This window comes from Mesorhizobium sp. GbtcB19 (assembly GCF_019091085.1).
GTDB lineage: Bacteria > Pseudomonadota > Alphaproteobacteria > Rhizobiales > Rhizobiaceae > Mesorhizobium.
In genome coordinates this window covers 1-231 of the sequence record NZ_JAGXJY010000615.1, presented here as the reverse complement: position 1 = coordinate 231, position 231 = coordinate 1, and the positions used below count along the sequence as shown (strand labels likewise).

The window sequence follows — 231 nt, the reverse complement described above, 5'->3', positions numbered from 1 at the left end:
GAATATTTCGCCAGATACAGTTGTTTCTCCGGGCGCCCGCACATCGCCTTCAAGCCGCGCAAAACCACCTTTCTGCCCGGGTCCTGCATGTAGAGCCTGGTGTACCACCAGGGCGAGCCGAAGGTGGGGACTACGCCCACCCGGCGGATGTTCAAAAGCGCCGGTTTGATCGTGCGGCCGTCGGTCGGCAGCTCGAAGGCAACGCCCGGTGGCCACATGCGGCCGAAAAAT

At 62.3% G+C, this 231-nt stretch carries 1 pseudogene; it reads right to left on the bottom strand.

Features of this window, described 5'->3' with window-relative positions:
• Positions 1-231 (bottom strand): annotated as a pseudogene (locus KVT37_RS33220) (flavodoxin family protein); the annotation flags it as partial.